We start from the raw sequence: 17,509 nt of genomic DNA, 5'->3' as shown, positions 1-17,509 counted from the left end.
GAAAGATGCGAACCTCTGAAAGGAGTGAAATTGCGTGATTGATCAATTGGCACTGGGAGCATCCGGCTTTGCGCCGTTAGATTCGTTATATCAACTGTTCGCCTTTTTAATTCTTATGTATTTATTAAAAAGGTACGCATGGGAGCCGCTCCAAAAAACGATGAAAGATCGGGAAGAATATGTAGCCGGAGAAATCGAAGCGGCTGAAAAAGCGAAAAAGGAATCCCAAGAAATTTTAGAGCAACATAGACAAATGGTGAAAAATGCTCGAGAAGAAGCACAAACATTTATTGAAAATGCGAAAAAGCAAGGAGAAGCTCAACGGGAAGAAATCATTCAAACGGCCCGTATGGAAGCAGAAAAAATGAAAGAGTCTGCTCGTATTGAAATTCAACAAGAAAAAGAAAAGGCCGTATCTGCCTTGAGAGAACAAGTTTCTTCCTTATCCGTTTTAATTGCATCGAAAGTAATTGAAAAAGAGCTGAATGAAAAAGATCAAGAAGCCTTAATTCAAGAATTTATCCAGAAAGCAGGAGAAGAGCGATGATACAGACGGAAATAGGAAACAAGTATGGAACTGCTCTTTTTCAGCTTGCAGTGGAAAAAAATGAAACGGATCGAATCGAAAACGAACTCCGTATCGTTAAATATGTTTTCGAATCGGAAAAAAATTTCCTCACCTTTTTGCGCTCTCCGAAGGTTTCCTTTCAACAAAAACAGGAGACGCTCTTGAACGTATTTGCGGATTTTTCACCATACATTATCAATACATTGCTACTCATGATCGAGCGGCATCGTATTGAGCACATGATTCCGATGATTGAACAATTTTTCCAATTATCCTATGAGAAAAAAGGATTGGCGGTGGCAACCGTTGAAACCGTCCGTCCCCTTACCGATATGGAAAAGGTAGAAATTTCAAAAGTCTTTGCGAAAAAAGTAAATAAACGTTCCTTGGAAATTAACAATATCGTTAACACCGATCTGCTCGGTGGTGTGAAAATACAAATCGGCAACCGAATATTCGATGGCAGTTTACGTGGAAAATTAGATCGCCTCAAACGTAAACTGATCCTGAATCAATCGTCATAAGGGGTGAAAAGAATGAGCATTAAAGCTGAAGAAATCAGTGCGCTGATAAAAAAGCAAATCGAAAATTATCAGGCCGAAATGGACGTTTCCGACGTAGGTACGGTCATTGAGATCGGAGACGGGATTGCCCGTGTTCATGGTCTTGATAATGTTATGAGCGGTGAGCTCGTTGAATTTTCCAATGGTGTGATGGGACTAGCCCAAAACTTAGAACAAAACAATGTTGGGATTATCATATTAGGTCCGTTCACCGGTATCCATGAAGGGGATGAAGTCCGTCGTACCGGAAGAATTATGGAAGTCCCCGTAGGTGAAGAATTGATCGGTCGCGTTGTGAATCCATTAGGTCAGCCAGTGGATGGACTTGGACCAATTAAAACGTCGAAAACCCGTCCGATCGAAAGTCCTGCACCAGGCGTTATGGATCGGAAATCCGTCCATGAACCGTTACAAACCGGTATTAAAGCGATCGATGCCCTCGTTCCAATCGGTCGTGGACAACGGGAATTAATCATCGGTGACCGGCAAACAGGGAAAACGAGTGTTGCAATCGATACCATTTTGAATCAAAAAGATGAAAATATGATTTGTATTTACGTCGCCATCGGACAAAAGGAATCGACGGTTCGTACGTCCGTTGAAGTTTTGAGAAGACATGGAGCACTCGATTATACGATCGTTGTTACGGCATCCGCATCCCAACCGGCACCATTACAATATTTAGCACCGTATGCCGGCGTTACGATGGGTGAAGAATTCATGTACAACGGGAAACACGTGCTCGTCGTATATGATGATTTATCCAAACAAGCCGTTGCTTATCGGGAATTGTCCCTATTATTACGCCGCCCACCAGGTCGGGAAGCATATCCGGGGGATGTTTTCTATCTCCACTCCAGATTGTTAGAACGGGCAGCTAAGTTAAGTGATGCAAAAGGTGCAGGTTCCTTAACCGCTTTACCTTTCGTTGAAACGCAAGCGGGTGACATTTCTGCCTACATTCCAACGAACGTTATTTCCATTACAGACGGACAAATTTTCTTGCAATCGGATCTATTTTTCTCCGGTGTTCGACCAGCGATTAATCCTGGTTTGTCCGTATCCCGTGTAGGTGGTGCTGCACAAATTAAAGCGATGAAAAAAGTTGCGGGTACATTGCGATTGGATTTGGCTTCTTATCGGGAATTGGAAGCATTCGCCCAATTCGGATCCGACTTGGACCAAGCAACCCAAGCGAAATTAGCCCGTGGTGCCCGTACCGTTGAAGTATTAAAACAAGATTTGCATAAACCGATTCCAGTAGAAAAACAAGTGATGATTTTATATGCGTTGACCCGTGGATTTTTAGATGATATTCCAGTTGGGGATATCCGTCGCTTTGAAAACGAGTTTTATACTTGGTTAGACCAAACGGAGCCTGACGTATTAAAACAAATAAAAACGACGGGTGATCTTCCATCGGATGAAGAAATGGCAGAAACGATTAACGAATTCAAGAAAATGTTCGTGTCCACCGAAACGGAAGAAAATAAATAACGCGGGTAGTATGGCGTGACCTTTCCAATAGGAAGGGAAATCCAACCGAAATCCAATCGGAGGGTGGTGACAAGCGTTGGCATCTTTGAGAGAAATTAAAAGCCGAATTCAATCGACGAAAAAAACGAGCCAAATTACAAAGGCGATGCAAATGGTGTCCGCATCAAAATTAAATCGGGCGGAAGCTTCTGCCAGAGCCTTTGAACCATATATGGATAAAATTCAAGAAGTTGTAAGCAGTATTGCCCACGGAGTTGACACAACTTCCCATCCGATGCTCGTCCATCGGCCAATTAGAAAAACAGCCTATTTGGTCATTACGAGCGACCGCGGACTCGCGGGGGCTTACAACAGTAACGTATTGCGTAAAGTATACCAAGACATCCAAAGCCGACATCAATCGGAAGACGAATATTACGTCATCGCCATCGGTCGGGTTGCAAAAGATTTTTTTGAAAAACGCGGTGCTAACATCTTGTTAGATATCGTTGGATTGCATGATCACCCGACATTTATGGAAATCAAAAGTTTGACGCAGCAAACGGTCGGCATGTTTATCGACGGCACTTTCGATGAATTGTATTTATATTACACCCAATATATTTCTGCAATCAATCATAAAGTTGTCGAACGAAAACTTTTACCTCTTTCGGATATAACAACGGATGAAAAACATTTATCCTACGAATTTGAACCGAGCGCACATGAGATTTTGGAGATTCTTCTCCCCCAATATGCGGAAAGTCTCATATTCGGTGCGATTTTAGAAAGCAAAGCGAGCGAACATGCTGCACGGATGACGGCGATGAAAAATGCAACGGATAATGCGACGGAATTAATCAATACGCTGACATTGAGTTATAACCGTGCAAGACAGGCGTCGATCACCCAAGAAATCACCGAAATTGTCAGTGGTGCACAAGCTTTAGAATAAAAGATCCATACGATCATTTTCGGTGGTTACCTTTCCCATTATTTCCTCGAATGGAAACGATGGGAAGTAGATGGATTTGGAGGACGAATAGGAAGAAAAACATTTTAGCCCAACGAATGGAAGTCAGGAGGGAAACTAATGAATAAAGGATACATCCTGCAAGTAATGGGCCCGGTAGTCGACGTTAAGTTTGAAAATGGCCAGTTGCCAAAAATATATAATGCTTTGAAAGTTACCTACAAGGCCCAATCGAAAGCAGAAGTAGATATCGATTTAACTCTTGAAGTCGCCTTGCATTTAGGGGATGATACGGTCCGGACGATCGCCATGGCTTCAACTGATGGTTTAATGAGAGGAATGGAAGTAGTAGATACTGGTCGTCCTATTTCCGTACCTGTCGGTGATGCGACTTTAGGTCGGGTATTTAATGTTTTAGGCGATCCGATCGATTTAGACGGAAAATTAGACGAAGGACTTAGAAGGGATCCGATCCACAAACCAGCCCCGAATTTCGAACAATTATCGACAGAAGTTGAAATTTTGGAAACGGGTATTAAAGTCGTTGATTTGCTTGCCCCGTATATTAAAGGTGGAAAAATCGGTCTCTTTGGTGGTGCAGGTGTTGGAAAAACCGTTTTGATCCAAGAGCTGATTCATAATATCGCACAAGAACACGGTGGTATTTCCGTATTTGCCGGAGTCGGGGAAAGGACTCGGGAAGGAAATGACTTGTACTACGAAATGAAAGATTCGGGTGTTATTAACAAAACAGCGATGGTATTCGGTCAAATGAACGAGCCACCGGGAGCGAGAATGCGTGTTGCACTAACCGGTTTGACGATGGCGGAATATTTCCGTGATGAACAAGGTCAAGACGTGCTCTTCTTTATCGATAATATTTTCCGGTTTACCCAAGCTGGTTCGGAAGTTTCCGCCTTGCTCGGTCGTATGCCTTCTGCCGTAGGTTATCAACCAACATTAGCGACCGAAATGGGTCAATTACAAGAACGGATTACTTCCACCAATGTCGGTTCCGTAACGTCCATTCAAGCGATTTACGTTCCTGCGGATGACTATACGGACCCAGCTCCGGCTACAACCTTCGCCCACTTGGATGCGACGACGAACCTTGAACGGAAACTGTCTGAAATGGGTATTTATCCTGCCGTTGACCCACTTGCATCCACATCTCGGGCGTTGACACCGGAAGTTGTTGGAGAAGAACATTACCAAGTTGCACGACGCGTACAACAAATCTTACAACGGTATAAAGAATTACAAGATATTATCGCCATTTTAGGTATGGACGAATTGTCTGATGAAGATAAACTTGTCGTTCATCGCGCCCGTCGGATTCAATTCTTCCTATCCCAAAACTTCCACGTAGCAGAACAATTCACAGGACAACCGGGATCTTACGTACCTGTGAAAGAAACGGTTCGTGGATTCAAAGAAATTTTAGATGGTAAATGGGACCATCTCCCTGAAGAAGCATTCCGCTTAGTCGGTACGATTGAAGATGCAGTGGAAAAGGCGAAAAAAATGGGCGTTGAAGTATAATTGGGACTGAAGGAGGCGAGAAATAATGAAAACTGTCGCGGTAAGTATCGTAACTCCTGATGGTCCCGTGTACGAATCAGAAGTGGAAATGGTAAGTACGAAGTCGTTGACCGGTGACCTAGGCATTTTACCTGGTCACGTTCCAATGGTTGCTCCGCTTGCCATCGGTTCGGTACGGCTAAAAAAAGGAAAAGAAGTAGAACTTGTGGCGGTAAGCGGAGGATTTCTGGAAGTCAAACCGGATAAGGTAACCATCCTTGCCCAATCAGCTGAGCGGGCGGATGACATCGATATCGAACGTGCGATTCGTGCGAAAAAGCGTGCGGAAGAACGTTTGCGTCAACAAGCTCAATCAAATATCGACTTTAAACGGGCTGAATTAGCTCTGAGACGTGCGTTGAATCGGATTTCTGTCGCCCAACAAAATAAATAAGAAATGTAGACTAGGAGCCACTCCAAATAGGGAGTGGCTCTTTTCTATTTTCTTTCGGCTCTATAATTTTTAGTGTTGGTGACTAAACCTAGCACCTTTTTTTGTTCAAAAAATAGAGACAAGTGACACTCCTTTAGTAAAATGTAATCGCCAAACCCCATTTAAAGGAGTAATGTCACATGTCTCATCTTTATTGTATACGCATTTTGTTAAATATCTTTTATGTTTAAGAACGAAGAGCGTTAAGATCTTAAAGAAAGTTTTGTCAAAGAAAAAACACGTCTCCAAATAGATGAAAGCGACCATCAACCCAATGATGAAATACATTATGTAGAAAACACGTTTACATGAAAATCCAAAAACGATCTTTTCATCAATAGAGGTATCTTAAATTTATCCTTTTTTCACTCCCCTATTATTGTTATTGAATCACTCCCCTTTTCAATCCGTTTACAAGAAAAAAAAAGACTACTTTTTAAGTACCATCATATATTAGGTAGTAAAGACGAGTCGAAATCTTTTAACGAAAGGGAGGAAGGATTTTTCAGTGAATAGTTTTTATAACAGTTATTTACTGATCATCACCTTTTTTATCATCGCCCTATCCCTTCCAATCCTTTCTCTTTCCATCGGTAAATGGTTGAGACCACCATCGAAGGAAGGGGGAAGGGGAGTAAGTTATGAAAGTGGAATCGAACCGTTCCACGATTCACGAATTCAGTTTTCTCCCCAATATTATTTGTTCGCACTGCTATTTGTCATTTTTGACATCGAAGTTATATTTCTTTTTCCTTGGGCGGTTGCCTATGGGAAACTAGGTATGTTTGCGCTTATTGAAATGCTTATTTTTACCTTCATGTTATGCTTTGGCTTAATATATGCGTGGAAAAAGAAGGTGTTGGAATGGATGTAAAGGGAAAATTGTTAGAGGACTCCGGCGTACAAAGAAATGTGTTTTTTACGACGATCGAACAACTAAAGGCATGGTCGAGAAGTCGTTCCCTTTGGCCAATGACCTTTGGACTTGCCTGTTGTGCAATTGAAATGATGGGAACAGGGGGTGCCCATTACGATTTAGATCGATTCGGCTCCTTTTTTCGTGCCTCTCCTCGACAAAGTGATGTCATGATCGTATCAGGAACGGTAACGAAAAAAATGGCTCCAGTAATCAAACGGTTATATGAACAAATGCCAGAACCGAAATGGGTGATTGCTATGGGATCTTGTGCAACAGCAGGCGGACCTTACGTATATTCCTATTCCGTCGTACAAGGAGTCGATCAAGTCGTTCCCGTCGACGTCTATATACCCGGTTGTCCACCGAATCCGGCAGCATTAATTCATGGAATTCGAATGCTTCAAGAAAAAATACGCGAGGATGGGAAACGGGGAAAAAGGGTGAAGTAATCGAAAGAAGGGGTGTGTATGGAAAAAGGAATAGATGAACGAAATCAGGAACTTATTCACTATGTGAATATATTAAAAAATCAAATCGGAGAAAACGGTTTGGAAGATTATTATATAAATGAATTAGCGAAACATACACCAACCATCGTGGTCAAACAAGAAGTATATCAAAAGGTAGCGAAAATCGTAAAATCCCATCCTGATATGCAATTCGAATATTTAACAGAATTACATGGAACAGATTTTCAAACCCATATGGAAGTATTCCTTTACTTACAATCCATTTCTAGGAAACGATCGCTCATATTAAAAACGAAGACGGATCGGGACCAACCAATTGTCGCATCTGTTACATCCATTTGGGAAGGTGCCATGTGGCCCGAATGTGAGGCATACGATTTGCTCGGAATTCGGTTTGAAGGACACCCGAATCTCCACCGGATTTTTTTAGGGGAAGATTGGAAAGGCTATCCCCTTCGAAAGGATTATAAGGATGAAAACCCACTAAAGTGACAAATGACTGAAACTGAGAATATTTGGTAAAAAAAGCGTTTATGATTACGAACATTTCCTTATTTTTCATCCACGATTTCAACAACAGACTGTGAATAACTGTCGAGAGACCTGTGGGTATTTATCCAATTATTGTGGATAACTCTGTTTATAAGTTGTTAATTTTACGTGTACGTATTCAAAATTCCGGTAGATCAACAAAGTTGTTAACAGTTCGATAAAAAAAACTGTTAATATTGTGGATAACTTTTAGAGGAGTGTGGAAAGGTTGCTACGCACGGAGGAAATGATTTTAAACGTCGGCCCCCAACACCCGAGTACCCACGGTGTTTTTCGGCTTATTTTGAAAATCGATGGAGAAATCATTCATGAGGCGACTCCCGTTATCGGTTATTTGCATCGTGGAACGGAAAAAATCGCGGAAGATCTCCAGTATACACAAATTATTCCTTACACAGATCGGATGGACTATTTATCGGCTATGACGAATAATTATGTAATTTGTCATGCGGTGGAAACGATGATGGGAATTGAGATTCCAGAGCGGGCGGAATATTTACGGGTCATTGCGATGGAATTGGGGCGAGTAGCCAGTCATCTCGTTTGGTGGGGAACCTATTTATTAGATCTCGGTTCCCAAAGCCCCTTTTTATACGCCTTCCGAGACCGGGAAATGATTATTAATTTGTTGACGGAATTAAGTGGTGCCAGGCTAACGTTTAATTATATGAGAATCGGTGGAGTAAAATGGGATGCCCCAGACGGTTGGATTAAAAAGGTTCAGGAATTCGTACCATATATGCGTCGCCAACTAGCCGGATACCACGAATTGGTAAGTGGGAATGAAATCTTTATTAGTCGGGTGAAGGGGGTTGGGAAATATACGAAAAACGATGCAATCGCCTATTCACTAAGCGGTGCAAATTTACGTTCCACAGGGGTGAGTTGGGATGTAAGGAAAAATGATCCCTATTCCCTTTACGACCGATTTGACTTTGATGTACCCGTACGACAAGAGGGAGATGCTTTAGCGAGGTATGAATGTCGAATGGCAGAAATCGACCAATCATTAAAGATCATCGAACAAGCGTGTGAACAAATTCCTTCGAAGGGCCCCGTTTTAGGGAAAGTGCCGAGAATGATTCGACCGCCAAAGGGAGAGACATTCGTCCGAATCGAATCACCCCGGGGGGAAATCGGTTGTTATATTGCTAGCGATGGTAGTAAAGAACCGTATCGAATCAAGTTTCGCCGACCGTCCTTTTACAATTTACAAATTTTACCGAAATTGTTGAAAGGGGAAAATATCGCCAACGTGATCGCCATCCTCGGTGCAGTTGACATCGTGTTAGGGGAAGTGGACGGATAAGGGGAAGAGGGTTTTATGGGTAAAAAGGTGGATGAAAAATAACGATTTCCATCAAATAAACAGTTGAGGAAAGGGGAGGGATTCGCCGATGAATTTAGAACAGCCTCCGTCGATGGAAGGATTTTTATCCTTTTTCATCTATGTTGTCCCCTTTTTAATTTTTGTTTTAAGTTTCGTTACCTTTGCCATTTTAGCCGAACGAAAGGTAATGGGTACGATGCAACTTAGATCTGGACCGAATCGTACAGGGGGGCGGTTCGGTTTACTTCAGACGGTTGCTGATGTTTTCAAACTATTATTGAAGGAAGATACGATTCCAAAGGATGCGGACCGAACGCTTTTTAAATGGTCCCCTATTCTTGCCTTCGTTCCCGCTTTTATGGTACTTGCAGTGATTCCCTTTACAAAGCATTTCCAATTCGCAGATATTGGAATCGGGCTTTTGTATTATGTTGCGATTTCAAGTTTGTCGGTAATTGGAATCGTTACCGGTGGATGGGCCTCTAACAACAAGTATTCGTTAATTGGGGGAATGAGGGCCGCTGCACAAATGATTTCCTATGAAATTCCACTCGTTCTCTCCATCGTTGGCGTCATTTTTTTGGCAGGAAGTTTGAATCTAAATACGATTGTAGGCGCCCAACAATCGGTTTGGTTTATCCTTTATCAGCCCGTCGGATTTATCATCTTTTATATCGCTTCCGTCGCGGAATTAAATCGGGTTCCCTTCGATTTACCGGAAGCTGAATCCGAGTTAGTGGCCGGTTACTTAGTGGAATATTCCGGTTTTCGTTTTGCCATCTTTATGTTGGCAGAATATGTGTATATGTTTGCCATGGCTGCGATGACAACCGTGTTATTTTTAGGTGGATGGCATCCGATCCCGTATTTTGAGATGATTCCGGGAGCAATTTGGTTTGCAATAAAATTTTCCCTCATCTTCTTTTCCCTTATGTGGATTCGTTTTACGTTTCCACGAATTCGAGGTGACCAATTGATGACCTTTGCTTGGAAAGGGTTGATTCCAATTTCGATTATCAATATTTTCCTAACGGCCATCATATATGAAATCCTTTCATAATTTGCTAGGAAAAAAGGTTCCCGTGAATGATTTAAAATCTTAAGGGGGGTGCTCGGATGATCGGATGGCTCAAAGGGATGAAATATACCCTGAACCAGGGGACAAAGGAAAAAATAACCTATCAATATCCGGAAGAACCGATTCCTTTACCCGATCGTTTTCGAGGGATTCAAAAATTTTATCCTGAAAAATGTATCGTTTGTAATCAATGTGTGAATATTTGCCCGACAGATTGTATTCAACTGACAGGGAAAAAACATCCCGATCCGAAAAAACGGGGGAAAATCATCGAAACGTACGATATTAATTTTGAAATTTGTATATTATGCGATTTGTGCACGGAAGTTTGTCCAACGGAAGCAATTATTATGACGAATAATTTTGAACTAGCTGAATATAGTCGTAGTAAGTTGTACAAAAACTTGGACGACTTAAACAATCATGTAACGAATTTGCGGGAGGAGAATAAGGCTTGAACGGAGAGGTTATCTTTTTCGTCCTTTTTTCACTCGGTGCGATCATCGGGGCTGTTTTCGTCCTTGTTTTTCGGAAAGCTGTATATGCCCTTTTAAGTGCAGTTCTTACCTTCGTTAGTATGAGTGGTTTGTATATTTTATTGACGGCGGAATTCGTCGCCGGTGTCCAACTATTAATTTATTCCGGTGCGATTACGATTTTAATGTTATTTGCCATTATGTTAACGAAACAAAAAACAGGAACGACAAGAAAAAGAATGATACGGTTCCAGTGGCCTGTAATCATCCCGATTGTTCTTCTTATGATTATTATTTTTTACGGAATTCATAAAGTAACCCCTCCACGGAAGCCTGTCTCCTACGGGAAAAACAATACCGAACAAATCGGTGAGTTGATTTTCACCCAATATATGATTCCCTTTGAAATGATTTCTGTCTTGCTTCTTGCAGCACTGATCGGAGCCATTATTTTAGCGAAAAAGGAAAACACATAAAGAAGGCAAGGAATCGTCCTACGGATCGATACGTTTTTCGGAATCTTTATTTAAAGATGAATCGACAAGGGAAGTGATCAATTGGTTTCATTATCCGCCTATTTAACGGTAGCACTAATCGTATTTTGTATCGGGTTATTCGGAGCCCTTTCACATAAAAATACGTTAATCGTTTTTTTAAGTATTGAATTGATGCTTAATGCGGTGAATTTGAATTTCATTGCCTTTACCAAATATGGTTTTTTTCCCAATATCAGTGGACAAGTAATTGCCTTATTTGTGATGACCGTTGCCGCACTAGAGGTGGCGATCGGTCTTGCAATATTACTTACCCTTTACCGGAATAAAAAAACGATCGACTTAGACGAAATTTATTAAGGGGGTCAGTCCCTAATGGTAAGTATTTTCGTTAGTTTTCTTTCGTTTCTATTTTCCATTATCGTTTTTATTAAACAACTAACGGTCGGTTCCTTTGGACAATCGATTCCTTGGTTTTCAGTAGGCGATATCCAATTTACGATCGGTTATGAAATTCATTCACTGAACGTTCTTATGCTTATGCTCGTTTCTTTTATGAATTTAATGATACAACTGTATTCTAAAGAATATATGAAAGATGATGAACGGATTAAGGCTTATTATGGAAAACTAAATCTATTCACCTTCAGTATGCTCGCCCTCGTTATTTCTCCAAATCTACTACAAATATACGTGTTTTGGGAACTGGTCGGGTTAGGATCGTTCTTGCTCATCGGCCACTACAATCGGGAAAGGGCGAAAAGGGCGGCAAACAAAGCCTTTTTAATGACAAGAATTGGAGATGTCGCCTTTTTGGTCGGCTTAATCCTCCTTTTTTGGGGGACAGGTACCTTTGAATTACATGAAATATTCCATGTTGTCCAATCTGGTAACCTTTCTGAAGGGATTTTAACGACAGTCGGTTTTTGTCTATTCATCGGGGTAATCGGAAAATCAGCTCAATTTCCCCTTCATACTTGGTTACCTGATGCGATGGAGGGACCGACCCCGGTTTCCGCCCTTCTACATGCGGCTACGATGGTCGCAGCTGGGATTTATTTCATTGCCAATATTTATCCGATTTTTCTAGCCAGTTCAACCTTACTTTTCACCATGGCTTTGATCGGAGGATGTACTGGGTTTTTCGCAGCAACGATCGCCCTCGTTGAAAAGGATGTCAAGCGGGTTTTAGCCTATTCTACCATAAGCCAACTTGGTTTGATGCTCCTTTCCCTCGGGACAATCGGGTTTGTGGGCGCTATCTTCCATTTAATGACCCATGCCTTTTTTAAAGCACTGCTTTTTTTAAGCGTCGGACGTTTAATTAAATATTCAGGGAGCCAATCGATCGAACATTTACGTGAAATTGGAAAACGTATGCCGGTAATTCATTTGTTCTTTTTAATCGGTGCTATGTCGATGAGTGGTATTCCCTTTCTTTCCGGTTATTTCAGTAAGGAAGAAATATTGTCGGCTGTATTTTTCAACGGCCCTCCTTTCTTATTTTGGCTGGCGGTGCTCACTTCCCTTTTAACAGCTATATATATGTTCCGATTGTACTTTCTCCTATTTTTCGGCGGAGCGAAAACGGGGGGACTGTCCCCCTTATGGATGGTGTTTCCAATGGGGATTTTAGCAGCAGGATCCATTTTCATCGGCTATTTGAATACCCATTTTTTCGGCACGTTTTTTTCAGACTGGTTGACAAAGAATATGCCTTTTTCAATTGAGCCGGTTTCCGCACCGACTAGTTTTCTATCCCTTCTTACTATTCTTATATCTTTGACCGGTCTTGTCATTTCCTATCTTTTATTTCGAAGGGAATGGCTCGCTCCCAAAATGCGATCCTACAGGATGTCCCGTTTATATAGAACGGTATTAGAAGGTTATTATGTGGATGTGGTTTATGACCGGGTGTTTATTAAGGGAACGATCCAGTTTGCAAAGGGGATCGGATTTGTTGACCGATTCGTACAAAAGATAATTTCTTTCCTTCCAAAAACCATTAATGGAATTGCAAAACAAGAGGTAAAACTACGATGGAAAAATCCCCAACGATACGGTTTGGTTGCTGTAATCGGTCTTCTCCTTATATTAACCATATCGATTTGGTCAGTAGGATGAATGAGGGATTCCTCTCGTTTCAAGGAACTTTTCGATCATCGAAATTGATCGGAATGTGAAATATTTGATGATAAAGGGGAAAGGTATATGGCTGGTAACTTGTCCTTACTCGTATTTTCGCCTCTCGTGTTCGGAATACTTCTACTCGTTGTGAGAAAAAAAGGAAATTGGATTGGGATTTTGGCTACCTTTTTCCCAGTCATTGTCGGTTCGTTCTTTTTCCATCAATATTTTAAAAAGGGAATCCAGTCCATTTCGGAAAAATGGCCTTGGATTTCCTTTCATCCCAAAGGTTTCGATTCGTTGAAGGATCCGTCTTTCCTTACCATCGATTATGAGCTTCAATTAGACGGCATTTCCTTAGCGTTTATTTTGCTAACCGTTCTCCTTACATTTCTCGCAGCGATTCTTTCTTGGAACATCGAAAAACATCGAAATTTGTATTTTCTTTTATTGCTCTTGTTGGAAATCGGGATGCTCGGTTTATTTGTCGCGGCAAACTTGTTTTTGTTTTTTATCTTTTTTGAAATGACCGTCGTCTGTTTGTTTTTCCTCTCTGGTAAATACGGTGAAAAGGGAAAGGAGAAGGCTGCTTTTCACCTTTTACTATATAACGGAGCGGGTTCAGCCTTTTTGTTATTTGCAATCGTTCTTCTTTTCTTACAAACGGGGACGGTACATATCGAACAACTTCAACATCTTTTGCACACCGGATCCGTACAGTTGAATGAATTAACAAAATGGAGTATCGTTCTTTCGATTTTAATCGCTTTTGGGATAAAAATGCCGGTCTTTCCCTTTCACCAATGGATGGTCCTTATGCACTCACACGTTCATCCGGCAATCGTCATTCTCCATTCGGGTGTTTTGTTAAAAATCGCAACGTACGGATTGTTCCGCTTCGGAATCGGTCTTTTCCCGAATGAATGGGAGAAAATTAGTGGGCTTCTTCTTTTCTTTGCACTCGTAAACATTTTTTACGGTTCCCTTTTCGCGTTGAGACAGATGGATTTGCGAAGGGTGTGGGCGTATGGTTCTGTCGCCCATATGGGTTTTGTTCTCCTCGGCTTGGCCCTTGGAAGTGAAACGGGGATTCGAGGTGCCCTTTTCCAAAGTATTTCCCACGGACTAATATCTGGCCTTCTATTTCTGATTGTTGCGCTGATTTTAACCCGGTTTAAAACGACGGATATTGGGAAGTTATCCGGTTTACGGCAAGGAAGTCCCTTTGCAGTCTTTCTTCTTTTTGTCGGAGGAATGGCATCTTTAGGGCTGCCTGCCACATCCGGTTTTATCGGTGAATTTCTAGTCATACTAGCAGCGTTTGAACATCATCCGATGGTCGGTACATTAGCGTCGGTTGGAATTGTATTGGCTACCGGTTATATTTTACGAGCGATTTTATCGATTAGTTATGGACCTCTTCCTTCGATGGAAGGGGAAAAAGGGACGACAAAGGATTTTTATTCCGATTTCAGCGATGAAAATAAAGGAAATAATTGGAAGTGGAATATGGAGAAGAAACGGGACCCGAGGGTTACATATGAAGTATACGAGTGGTTGCCCGCAATCGTTTTCGTCCTTTTTCTCATCGGCTTAGGCATCTATCCCCAATGGTTGATAGAATTTTTCGTTGGGGCGTAAATGACTTTTTTGCAGGAAGGTGTTGAATATGGATTTTTCGTACGAATGGCATGTGATGACACCGGAATTCAGTATTCTTATGACGATTATATTGATTGGGATTCTCGATGTATTATTACCGAAGAAAATCGATCGAAAATGGTTCGGTTGGTTAGCCGTTGGGGGTACGTTCCTTTCATTTGGACTTTTCCTTACCCTTCTTCCCCTTGATCGGACATCGATCCTATTCGATACATTTATTTTTGATTCCTTTGCCAAAGGATTTAAATTCATTCTCCTGTTCGGTGGCACCCTCCTTCTCCTTTTAGCCGTCGGAAGTAAAAAGGAGCAGGGGATGGAAAAATACGAAATGGAATTTTATGTTCTATTGCTTACGGCCTTATTCGGTGGAATGATGATTACATCGAGTAACGATCTGATTACTTTATTTATCGGCCTAGAATTGGTGTCGGTCAGTTCCTACGTGTTGGTTGGAATGAACAAGTGGTCGAAAAAGACCAATCGGGCTGCTTTAACGTTTCTCATGAACGGAAGTCTGGCTACAGCGATTACACTTTTTGGAATGAGCTATTTATACGGTATAGCCGGAACGACCCAATTGCAAACGTTCCTTCAACATTTTTCTGAAGTTTCTAACCCTGCCACCCGATATTTGTACATCATTGGGTTTTGTTTTCTGTTCATCGGTTTATCCTTTAAATGGACGACGATGCCGTTTTCCTTATGGGCACCAGATGTTTACGAAGGCGCACAGACGATCGTTACTGCTTTTCTCAGTGCTTTTTCAAAAATCATCGGGCTGATCATGTTTTTCCGATTGATATTTACGGTTTTTTCCGAAACAGTTTTAGACCAACATGTGATGTTTTCAATTTTCCAAAACAGTTTATTAATCCTCGCCCTTTTATCGATGACATTTGGGAATATGATGGCCATTGGACAAAGGAATGTGAAACGATTACTTGCCTACTCCAGTATTGCCCACGGAGGATATATGTTAGCGGGAATCGCCTCCTTTTCCGCCCATTCGATGGAAGCTGTTACGTATTATTTTCTCGTCTATTCTTTAATAACGATCGGTGCCTTTACCATTGTCTCGTATATTACAGATGGAAACGAGGCCGATGAGCAAACCTTTACCGGCCTATTTAAAACAACCCCCCTTCTGGCGATTAGTTTAACGATTTTTTTCATTTCTTTGGCCGGTCTTCCACCAACAGCGGGTTTTATCGGCAAATGGAAGCTGTTAATCAGCATCATAGACGGAGGAAGTCCCATTCATTATGTGACAGCGATCGGCATGATCGGGATGACGATTGTCTCGTACGCTTATTATTTTCGAATCATGGCATCAATGTATTTCCAATATCCGAATAAGGAAGAAAAATTTTCTGTCCGTCTTCCTTTAGTTATTCTCCTATTCCTTTGTATCGCCGTTACGTTCCTTATTGGATTGTTGCCGAATTTCGGTACACCTACATGGATTTAAAGGTGAGGTGAAACGAGCCGGCTTTTTCCCCTTTTTCCAATGAAAATCAACAAAAAACGGAATTGAAAAAGAAAAGTAAAATTTTTAATATAAAATTTATGTTACAATAAAGTCGTTAGTATGTGAAAATTGTAATGTCCGTAAAAATTGGACGAAAGATTGCAGGTAAAGGAGGCTTATTTTCGTGTTAGAAAATATTGGATTCAGCAGTCTGTTAAGTATTGTTTCCCATTTGCTGTTTATCGGCCTCGCTTGGTGGGCCCTGCAATCTTTACAATTCGAAAAATTTTTACGTAAAAATCGAGTCGCCCAAGCCCGATTGTTATATATCTTGCTAGCGATAGCCATCGGTTCGACGGTTAGTAATTTTTTCCTCGATTATTTCATTTGGTCGAACCAAATTACGTACATTTTTCAATAATGAACGCATAAATCCATGAATTTTTATATCGTTAAAAATGTGAATTCTTTCTTTTTTTGCCTTTTCAAATGTTGAATTTCCACATTTTCTGTCTGACAGTGACGACTTTTTCCATGTATGTTTCCTCTTCCCGTAACCAACAATGGGAATAAAGGGGAGAGGAACGATGAAAAAGAAATCGATTTTTTTGACAGTATTTGTATTCATTTTCATTTTTATTCTGTTTACGAAGGATCGGGCATTAGTAGCAAATGATTCCGATTTGAATAAAATAATGGATGTAATCGATGAAAATGAAGGAAAAGTAACCGAATGGCAACTAATTGCAAGGGAACCAATAGCAATTTCAATCGAACAACGATTGGGACAAAAGGAAAAATGGGAACGGCAATATCCTGAATTTACGTGGAAAGAAAGGGAGGAAAAGGGAGAGTGGGTCATTTTAGGCGAATATATAGCCCCTGATGATTTGTATAAAGAAACAATCCAAATCGTTACGACACGCCTAAATTCGATGTATGAAGGTTTCATCCTTTATGAATTAAAAGGGACGAAATGGACGGAACATATTCGACTAACAACGGAGAAAAAAGTCAACCATTTTTTTCCACAACTTTTCCGAAAAACCCCATCTCTATTTGCTTGTATGACTGGAGTTTTCAATGATATGATGGATATTGCTGCAATGGAAAAAGCATTAAACATTAACGAATTACTTCAAGGTGAAATTGTAGAAAAATTGGAAGAAAAACACTTTGTATCATTAACTTCAAGAAGTCCGTATTTTTCAAATGAACTGACTGCAAACGAAAAAACATTTAACGTACAAATATCTGTACGGAAAAACGATCGTGGAGATGCGGTGTTCGCCATTGGCACACCTATCTTGACAATTGAATATTAATATAACAGAAACTG

Annotated in this window: 19 protein-coding genes; all 19 read left to right on the top strand. The window is 41.0% G+C overall.

All coding sequences use genetic code 11. The features are described from left to right. Positions 1–34 precede the first annotated feature (34 nt). The 19 genes from atpF to OE105_RS11370 all read left to right on the top strand — a co-directional run bounded on the left by atpF (position 35) and on the right by OE105_RS11370 (position 17,495). Positions 35–547, top strand: coding sequence for a F0F1 ATP synthase subunit B (gene atpF / locus OE105_RS11460; RefSeq protein ID WP_275420310.1), 513 nt, complete (start codon positions 35–37; stop codon positions 545–547). After that, positions 544–1,092, top strand: a complete 549-nt coding sequence (locus OE105_RS11455; RefSeq protein ID WP_275420309.1) for a F0F1 ATP synthase subunit delta — start codon at positions 544–546, stop codon at positions 1,090–1,092. The genes atpF and OE105_RS11455 overlap by 4 nt, the downstream gene beginning before the upstream one ends. 12 nt (positions 1,093–1,104) lie before the next feature. Beyond that, positions 1,105–2,628: a F0F1 ATP synthase subunit alpha gene (gene atpA, locus OE105_RS11450; protein WP_338030908.1), complete on the top strand. Its 1,524-nt coding sequence runs from the start codon at positions 1,105–1,107 to the stop codon at positions 2,626–2,628. Positions 2,629–2,704: 76 nt separating this feature from the next. After that, positions 2,705–3,562 carry an ATP synthase F1 subunit gamma gene (gene atpG, locus OE105_RS11445; RefSeq protein WP_275420307.1) on the top strand — a complete coding sequence of 286 codons (858 nt, stop codon included), beginning with the start codon at positions 2,705–2,707 and terminating at the stop codon, positions 3,560–3,562. 138 nt (positions 3,563–3,700) lie between these two features. Beyond that, positions 3,701–5,122 carry a F0F1 ATP synthase subunit beta gene (gene atpD / locus OE105_RS11440; RefSeq protein WP_275420306.1) on the top strand — a complete coding sequence of 474 codons (1,422 nt, stop codon included), beginning with the start codon at positions 3,701–3,703 and terminating at the stop codon, positions 5,120–5,122. A 25-nt stretch (positions 5,123–5,147) separates the two neighbouring features. Then, the gene (locus OE105_RS11435; RefSeq protein ID WP_275420305.1) at positions 5,148–5,555 is read left to right on the top strand and encodes a F0F1 ATP synthase subunit epsilon; all 408 of its coding nucleotides are present in this window, start codon (positions 5,148–5,150) and stop codon (positions 5,553–5,555) included. A gap of 547 nt (positions 5,556–6,102) precedes the next feature. Further along, on the top strand, positions 6,103–6,468 hold the full coding sequence (locus OE105_RS11430; protein ID WP_275420304.1) for an NADH-quinone oxidoreductase subunit A: 366 nt from the start codon (positions 6,103–6,105) through the stop codon (positions 6,466–6,468). Next, positions 6,459–6,962 carry a NuoB/complex I 20 kDa subunit family protein gene (locus OE105_RS11425; RefSeq protein ID WP_275420303.1) on the top strand — a complete coding sequence of 168 codons (504 nt, stop codon included), beginning with the start codon at positions 6,459–6,461 and terminating at the stop codon, positions 6,960–6,962. Before OE105_RS11430 ends, OE105_RS11425 begins: the two co-directional genes overlap by 10 nt. An 18-nt stretch (positions 6,963–6,980) precedes the next feature. Further along, positions 6,981–7,475 (top strand): NADH-quinone oxidoreductase subunit C, encoded by a 495-nt coding sequence (locus OE105_RS11420; RefSeq protein ID WP_275420302.1) that lies wholly within the window; start codon positions 6,981–6,983, stop codon positions 7,473–7,475. A gap of 268 nt (positions 7,476–7,743) precedes the next feature. Continuing rightward, positions 7,744–8,844, top strand: coding sequence for an NADH-quinone oxidoreductase subunit D (locus OE105_RS11415; RefSeq protein ID WP_275420301.1), 1,101 nt, complete (start codon positions 7,744–7,746; stop codon positions 8,842–8,844). An 88-nt stretch (positions 8,845–8,932) separates the two neighbouring features. Then, positions 8,933–9,925 carry an NADH-quinone oxidoreductase subunit NuoH gene (nuoH, locus tag OE105_RS11410; RefSeq protein WP_420842533.1) on the top strand — a complete coding sequence of 331 codons (993 nt, stop codon included), beginning with the start codon at positions 8,933–8,935 and terminating at the stop codon, positions 9,923–9,925. A gap of 56 nt (positions 9,926–9,981) precedes the next feature. After that, a complete protein-coding gene (gene nuoI, locus OE105_RS11405) occupies positions 9,982–10,401 on the top strand; it encodes an NADH-quinone oxidoreductase subunit NuoI (protein ID WP_275420300.1) in 420 nt (139 codons plus the stop codon). Next, positions 10,398–10,895 (top strand): NADH-quinone oxidoreductase subunit J, encoded by a 498-nt coding sequence (locus OE105_RS11400; RefSeq protein WP_275420299.1) that lies wholly within the window; start codon positions 10,398–10,400, stop codon positions 10,893–10,895. Before nuoI ends, OE105_RS11400 begins: the two co-directional genes overlap by 4 nt. 81 nt (positions 10,896–10,976) lie before the next feature. Beyond that, a complete protein-coding gene (gene nuoK, locus OE105_RS11395; protein WP_275420298.1) occupies positions 10,977–11,273 on the top strand; it encodes an NADH-quinone oxidoreductase subunit NuoK in 297 nt (98 codons plus the stop codon). Positions 11,274–11,288: 15 nt separating this feature from the next. Next, complete coding sequence (locus OE105_RS11390) at positions 11,289–13,037, top strand: NADH-quinone oxidoreductase subunit 5 family protein (protein WP_275420297.1); 1,749 nt, start codon at positions 11,289–11,291, stop codon at positions 13,035–13,037. A gap of 87 nt (positions 13,038–13,124) precedes the next feature. After that, complete coding sequence (locus tag OE105_RS11385; protein WP_275420296.1) at positions 13,125–14,681, top strand: complex I subunit 4 family protein; 1,557 nt, start codon at positions 13,125–13,127, stop codon at positions 14,679–14,681. A 28-nt stretch (positions 14,682–14,709) separates the two neighbouring features. Next, positions 14,710–16,170 carry an NADH-quinone oxidoreductase subunit N gene (locus OE105_RS11380; RefSeq protein WP_275420295.1) on the top strand — a complete coding sequence of 487 codons (1,461 nt, stop codon included), beginning with the start codon at positions 14,710–14,712 and terminating at the stop codon, positions 16,168–16,170. A gap of 184 nt (positions 16,171–16,354) precedes the next feature. Next, positions 16,355–16,591 carry a DUF1146 family protein gene (locus OE105_RS11375; RefSeq protein WP_275420294.1) on the top strand — a complete coding sequence of 79 codons (237 nt, stop codon included), beginning with the start codon at positions 16,355–16,357 and terminating at the stop codon, positions 16,589–16,591. 166 nt (positions 16,592–16,757) lie between these two features. Continuing rightward, the gene (locus OE105_RS11370; RefSeq protein WP_275420293.1) at positions 16,758–17,495 is read left to right on the top strand and encodes a YwmB family TATA-box binding protein; all 738 of its coding nucleotides are present in this window, start codon (positions 16,758–16,760) and stop codon (positions 17,493–17,495) included. Positions 17,496–17,509 lie beyond the last annotated feature (14 nt).

The organism is Fervidibacillus halotolerans (assembly GCF_026547205.1).
Classification (GTDB): Bacteria; Bacillota; Bacilli; order Bacillales; family Caldibacillaceae; genus Fervidibacillus; species Fervidibacillus halotolerans.
This window is presented reverse-complemented; position numbering and strand designations above follow the sequence as displayed.

Coding starts and splice junctions, on each gene's coding strand:
- atpA (WP_338030908.1), top strand. CDS start 1,105: ATGAGCATTAAAGCTGAAGAAATCAGTGCGCTGATAAAAAAGCAAATC.
- OE105_RS11380 (WP_275420295.1), top strand. CDS start 14,710: ATGGATTTTTCGTACGAATGGCATGTGATGACACCGGAATTCAGTATT.
- OE105_RS11435 (WP_275420305.1), top strand. CDS start 5,148: ATGAAAACTGTCGCGGTAAGTATCGTAACTCCTGATGGTCCCGTGTAC.
- OE105_RS11390 (WP_275420297.1), top strand. CDS start 11,289: ATGGTAAGTATTTTCGTTAGTTTTCTTTCGTTTCTATTTTCCATTATC.
- OE105_RS11425 (WP_275420303.1), top strand. CDS start 6,459: ATGGATGTAAAGGGAAAATTGTTAGAGGACTCCGGCGTACAAAGAAAT.
- OE105_RS11385 (WP_275420296.1), top strand. CDS start 13,125: ATGGCTGGTAACTTGTCCTTACTCGTATTTTCGCCTCTCGTGTTCGGA.
- atpD (WP_275420306.1), top strand. CDS start 3,701: ATGAATAAAGGATACATCCTGCAAGTAATGGGCCCGGTAGTCGACGTT.
- nuoH (WP_420842533.1), top strand. CDS start 8,933: ATGAATTTAGAACAGCCTCCGTCGATGGAAGGATTTTTATCCTTTTTC.
- nuoI (WP_275420300.1), top strand. CDS start 9,982: ATGATCGGATGGCTCAAAGGGATGAAATATACCCTGAACCAGGGGACA.
- OE105_RS11370 (WP_275420293.1), top strand. CDS start 16,758: ATGAAAAAGAAATCGATTTTTTTGACAGTATTTGTATTCATTTTCATT.
- OE105_RS11420 (WP_275420302.1), top strand. CDS start 6,981: ATGGAAAAAGGAATAGATGAACGAAATCAGGAACTTATTCACTATGTG.
- OE105_RS11455 (WP_275420309.1), top strand. CDS start 544: ATGATACAGACGGAAATAGGAAACAAGTATGGAACTGCTCTTTTTCAG.